Here is a 4,906-nt window from a genome sequence, read left to right as displayed (position 1 = left end):
GCGAGGCGCCCACGCCGATCACGGTCTTGCGGGGCTTCTCGCCCGCGCCTGCCTCACCGCACGATCAGCACCGGCGTCTTGCAATGCGCGAGCACGCCCGTCACCACCGAGCCCAGCACGACGTTGCCGAGCAGCGAATTGCCGTGCGAGCCCATCAGCACGAGGTCGTACTTGCCCGACGACGCGTGCGCTGAAATCACCGTGGCCGGGTGGCCCTTGAGCGGCAGCGACTTGACGTCGATGCCCGCTTGCGCAAAGGCCGTGCGGGCCGGCGCGAGCACGGCCTCGGCCTCCTCGTCGTAGTAGCTTTTCAGCAGCGCCCGGTCCAAAAACCGCGCGGCATGCGCCGGAATGGCCGGCACCGCCGTCACCAGCGTGATGTCGGGCGCGCTGCCGATCATTTCGGGATGCTTGACGACGAAGTCCAGCATGCGTTGGGTGAATTGACTGCCGTCGATGGCGACCAGCATTTTCATGAGGCTTCCTTTTCCAGCGGCAGCACCAGATGCACCACGTCGCTCTCGGGCGGCTTGGATTCGTCGAGCAAGAACCCGCAGCGCAGGGCCAGCGCCAGCATGCCGGCGTTTTCGCGCAGCACCATGCCGACCAGGCGCTCCAGGCCCTGCCCGCGCGCATAGCGCACCAGCTTGTCGAGCAGCAAGCGGCCAAGTCCGCGGCCCTTGAGGTCCGAGCGCACGATGACGGCGAACTCGGCCTCGACGTTGTCGGGGTCGGAGACGGCGCGCACGGTGCCGAGCGTCTCACGCTCGCCACCCGCGCCGGTGCGTTCGGCGATGAAGGCCATTTCGCGCGCGTAATCGATTTGCGTGAGCCGCGCCAGCTCGCTGCGCGGCAGTTCGCGGCGCGTGTAGAAGACGCGCATGCGAATGTCCTCGGCGTCCAGGCGCTCTATGAACGCGCGGTGCTGCGCCTCGTCTTCGGGGCGGATCGGCCGCAAGCTGAGCGTCTCGCCCTGCCACGACACGGTCTCTATCCACTGGTCCGGGTAGGGCCGGATCGCAAAGCGCTCGGCGCCGCCCGGCCGCGCGGGCGAGACGCGCATGCGCGCGTCCAGCGCGATCACGCCGTCGGCATCGGCCAGCAGCGGGTTGAGGTCGATCTCGGCCAGCTCGGGCAGGTCGGCCAGCATGCACGACACCGCCGTCAGCACGTCGGCCACCGCGTCCAGGCGCGCGGGCGGGCGGTCGCGGTAGCCGCCGAGCAGCTTGGCGACGCGCGTGCGTGACACCAGCTCGCGCGCCAGCGTCTCGTTGAGCGGCGGCAGCGCGACCGCGCGGTCGCCGATCACCTCGACCGCGACGCCGCCCTGCCCGAACAACAGCACCGGGCCGAACACCGAGTCGATGCTGGCGCCGACGATCAGCTCCTCGGCGTGCGCGCGCTCGACCATGGCCTGCACCGCAAAGCCCACCACGCGCGCCTCGGGCCGCGCGGCGCGCACGCGCTCCTGCATCGAGCGCAGCGCCTCGGCCACGTCGGCGTCGCTGCGCAGCGCAAGCCGCACGCCGCCGACGTCGCTCTTGTGGGTGATGTCGGGCGAGACGATCTTGAGCGCCACCGGATAGCCGATGGTGCGCGCGGCCGCCACTGCGGCGCCTTCATCGGCCGCCACGGTGAGGCTGTGCGGCACCGGGATGCCGTAGGCCTGCAGCACGCCCTTGACCTGCGCTTCGTCGAGCCACTGCCGGCCCTCGGTGAGCGCGGCGGCGATGAGCGCGCGCGCGGCCTCGACATCGGGTGCGGCGCGCGGCGGCCGGGCGGCAGGCGCCTCGATCAGCTGCGCCTGGTTGCGCCGGTAGGTGAGCAGCATCGAGAACGCGCGCACCGCATCCTCGGGCGTGGCGTAGTCGGCAATGCCGGCCTGCCGGAAGATGAGGCGCGCCTCGGCCACCGAGGCGTCGCCGAGCCAGCAACCGAGCACCCGGTCGCGCGCGGCGGCCACCAGCGGCGCGCAGGCACGCGCGATGTCGGCGCTGGCAACGATGGCGGTGGGCGCATGCATGAACAGCACCGCGCCGCTGCGCGGCTCGGCCAGCAGCGCGGCCAGCGCAGCGGTGTAGCGCGCCACCGGCGCGTCGCCGATCAGGTCGACCGGATTGCCGTGCGACCAGGTCGCCGGCAGCACCGCGTCGAGCCTGGCGAGCAGCGCGGCGTCGGGCTCGTACAGCGCGACACCCGAGCGCGCCGCGGCGTCGGCCGCCATCACGCCGCCACCGCCGCCGTTGGTGATGATGGTGAGCACCTCGCTCTGGTTGCCGCGCAGGCGCGCCAAGGTCTCTGCGGCCAGGAACAGCTCCTGCATCGTGTCCACGCGCAGCATGCCGGCGCGCCGGATGGCGGCGTCGAAGACGATGTCGGAGCCGGCCAGCGCGCCGCTGTGCGACGCCGCCGCCTGCATGCCCTGCCCGGCACGGCCGGCCTTGACCACGATCACCGGCTTGTTGCGCGCCGCCGCGCGCGCCGCCGACATGAACTTGCGCGGCGCCTTGACCGACTCGATGTAGAGCAGGATCGCGCGCGTGCCGGCGTCGCTGGCCAGGTAGTCGAGCAGGTCGCCAAAGTCCACGTCGGCGCTTTCGCCGAGCGAGACGAGGTGCGAAAAACCGATGCGACGCGAGGTCGCCCAGTCGAGCATGGCGGTGACGAGCGCGCCCGACTGCGAAACGAAGGCGATCTCGCCGGCCAGCGCATCGATGTGCGCGAAGCTGGCGTTGAGGCCCAGGCGCGGCGTCATCAGCCCCAGGCAGTTGGGGCCGAGCACGCGCAGCAAATGCGGCCGCGCCGCGTCGAGCGTGGCCTGCTTCTGCGCAGCGTCCAGGCCGGCGGTCATCACGATCGCCGCGCGCGTGCCGGTGGCGCCGAGTTCGGCCACCAGCGCGGCCACCGTGGCCGGCGGCGTGCAGATGACCGCCAGGTCGGGCGCGGCCGGCAGGTCGGCGGCGCGCGCGAACACCGGCTGGCCGTCGAGCGTGCGGTGTTTGGGGTTGACCGCATGCAGCGCTCCGCTGAAGCCGCCGCCGCGCAGGTTGCGCCAGACCGTCGCGCCGACGCTGCCGACCCGGGGCGATGCGCCGAACACGGCCACCGAGCGTGGCGCCAGCAGGCGGTCGAGGTTGCGGATGGTCAAGCGGTTTCCTTCAAGCAAATTCGATCGTCAGTTGACATGACTCGACAGCAGCGCCTGCACGACGTAGCGGTGGTTCTCGGCCTGCTGATCGAGCAAGCTGCGCCGCTGGCCGTGGCCGTCCTCCATCGCCAGCAGGGCCGGCGGCGCCACCACGCCGCCCGATCGCTGCGCTTCGAAGACGAAATCGCCGGACCGCAGTGACGCGCCGGCGGCGGGCTCGCAGGAGCGCATGCCCACGCCCGTCAATGCGCCCAGCTGGCACCAGGCGGCAGCAAGCGGCGAGCCCGCGTGGGATGCCATGCACAGCGTCACGTCGGCCGCGGGTTGCTGGGCGTGCTCGCACATCGTCAGCAGATCGGCCAGCAAGCGAGTGGGGTGCAGCCTGGCGGCCACCGCATTGAAGACGGGCACGCCGGCCCAGCCTGCCAGCTGCTCGGCGGTGGCGTCGCTCGGGCCGTCGCACTCGATCGCGCCGTAAAGGCGGCCCAGGGTGTTGGCCAGCTCGCGCAGTCCCTGCCGCTCGGCCAGGCGCAGCACGCTCGGCGGGATGCGCACGACCACGGCGCCGAGCCTGGCCGCCGCCGCGCTGAACACGTCGGCCGACGCGCTGTGCAGCGCCTCGCACAACACCGCCACGTGCCGGCCTTGCAAAGGCCGCGACACGCCACCCGCATGCTTTAGGGCGCGCGCGACGGCCAGCAAGGACTGCACATCCGCCGACGACAAGTCGTCGAGCGACCAACAGCAGTGACGGATGAGCGGTGAGGGCATGGGGTCTCTGTGCGTGCGGCGCGGCGCCATACGACGCATGACCGCAATGCAGGCTAGCGCGTGGGAGCGCCAAGGGCTTGACCGCCGTCAAACCGCGTGCAGCCGGCCGCGACGATGGTCGCGCAGTCACCTGCGGTTCACACAGCGTTACCGAACGACACCGACGATTGATCGGCGGTTTGCAGCGGCTTCCTACGCTGCCTTCATCGCCCCCAGCGCACACCAAGGACCGCCATGACCCCCATCACCGCCGCCACCCGTGCAGCCCCTGCAGCCCAGGGCCACGCCACCATCGAGCGCATCAGCCGCACGCTCGAGTTGCTGCAAGATCGACTGTCGCTCACACGCCGCACCGTGCACGCGGGCGACCGGGTCTACCAGGCTGGCGCGCGGCTGGGTTGCCTCTACCTCGTCCACTCGGGGTTCTTCAAGACCGTCAACTTCACGTCCGACGGCCGCGAGCAAGTGGTGGGGCTGCACTTCAAGGGCGACTGGCTCGGCTTCGATGGCATCGACGAAGGCCGGCACGGCTGCGACGCGATCGCAATGGACGTCGGCCAGGTCTGGTGCATCGATTACGCGGCGCTGCTCGAGGCCTGCTCGGCCGAGCCCTCGTTGCAGGCCGCCGTGCATGCCGCGATGAGCCGCGAGATTCGCCGCGACCGCGACTCCATGCTCTCGCTGTGTACGCTCACCGCCGACGCGCGCGTGGCCGACTTCCTGCGCTACTGGGCCGACTCGCTGGCCGAGCGCGGCCTGCGCACCGACCAGATCACGCTGCGCATGACGCGCGCCGAGATCGGTAACTACCTCGGCATGAAGCTCGAGACGGTGAGCCGCGCGCTGTCGCGGCTGGCACGCGACAAGGTGATCGGCTTCGCCGAAAAAGGCCGCCGCGACGTGAGCATCCCGGATGTCGGCGCCCTGAGCGCTTTCGTGCAGCGCAGCCTCGGCGCAGGCTCGCCGGCAGCGATGCTGCAGTGAGCC

General features: G+C 71.4%; 4 protein-coding genes. 1 reads left to right on the top strand and 3 read right to left on the bottom strand.

What is annotated here, in order from left to right; all coding sequences use genetic code 11:
- Positions 1 to 53 precede the first annotated feature (53 nt).
- Genes RMO12_RS15350 through RMO12_RS15340 form a run of 3 tightly spaced genes read right to left on the bottom strand, consistent with a single transcriptional unit; the run spans position 54 to position 3,919 of the window.
- Positions 54 to 476 carry a universal stress protein gene (locus tag RMO12_RS15350; protein ID WP_309639935.1) on the bottom strand — a complete coding sequence of 141 codons (423 nt, stop codon included), beginning with the start codon at positions 474 to 476 and terminating at the stop codon, positions 54 to 56.
- Complete coding sequence (locus RMO12_RS15345) at positions 473 to 3,148, bottom strand: bifunctional acetate--CoA ligase family protein/GNAT family N-acetyltransferase (RefSeq protein ID WP_309639934.1); 2,676 nt, start codon at positions 3,146 to 3,148, stop codon at positions 473 to 475. The genes RMO12_RS15350 and RMO12_RS15345 overlap by 4 nt, the downstream gene beginning before the upstream one ends.
- 27 nt (positions 3,149 to 3,175) lie before the next feature.
- Positions 3,176 to 3,919: a hypothetical protein gene (locus RMO12_RS15340; protein WP_309639933.1), complete on the bottom strand. Its 744-nt coding sequence runs from the start codon at positions 3,917 to 3,919 to the stop codon at positions 3,176 to 3,178.
- Between the two features lie 234 nt (positions 3,920 to 4,153).
- On the opposite strand from RMO12_RS15340, the gene RMO12_RS15335 reads away from it, so the two are divergent.
- Positions 4,154 to 4,903 carry a helix-turn-helix domain-containing protein gene (locus RMO12_RS15335; RefSeq protein ID WP_309639932.1) on the top strand — a complete coding sequence of 250 codons (750 nt, stop codon included), beginning with the start codon at positions 4,154 to 4,156 and terminating at the stop codon, positions 4,901 to 4,903.
- Positions 4,904 to 4,906: the final 3 nt, after the last annotated feature.

This window comes from Methylibium sp. (genome assembly GCF_031393925.1).
In the GTDB taxonomy this organism is placed as follows: Bacteria; Pseudomonadota; Gammaproteobacteria; order Burkholderiales; family Burkholderiaceae_C; genus Methylibium.
This window is presented reverse-complemented; position numbering and strand designations above follow the sequence as displayed.

Coding starts and splice junctions, on each gene's coding strand:
- RMO12_RS15350 (WP_309639935.1), bottom strand. CDS start 476: ATGAAAATGCTGGTCGCCATCGACGGCAGTCAATTCACCCAACGCATG.
- RMO12_RS15340 (WP_309639933.1), bottom strand. CDS start 3,919: ATGCCCTCACCGCTCATCCGTCACTGCTGTTGGTCGCTCGACGACTTG.
- RMO12_RS15335 (WP_309639932.1), top strand. CDS start 4,154: ATGACCCCCATCACCGCCGCCACCCGTGCAGCCCCTGCAGCCCAGGGC.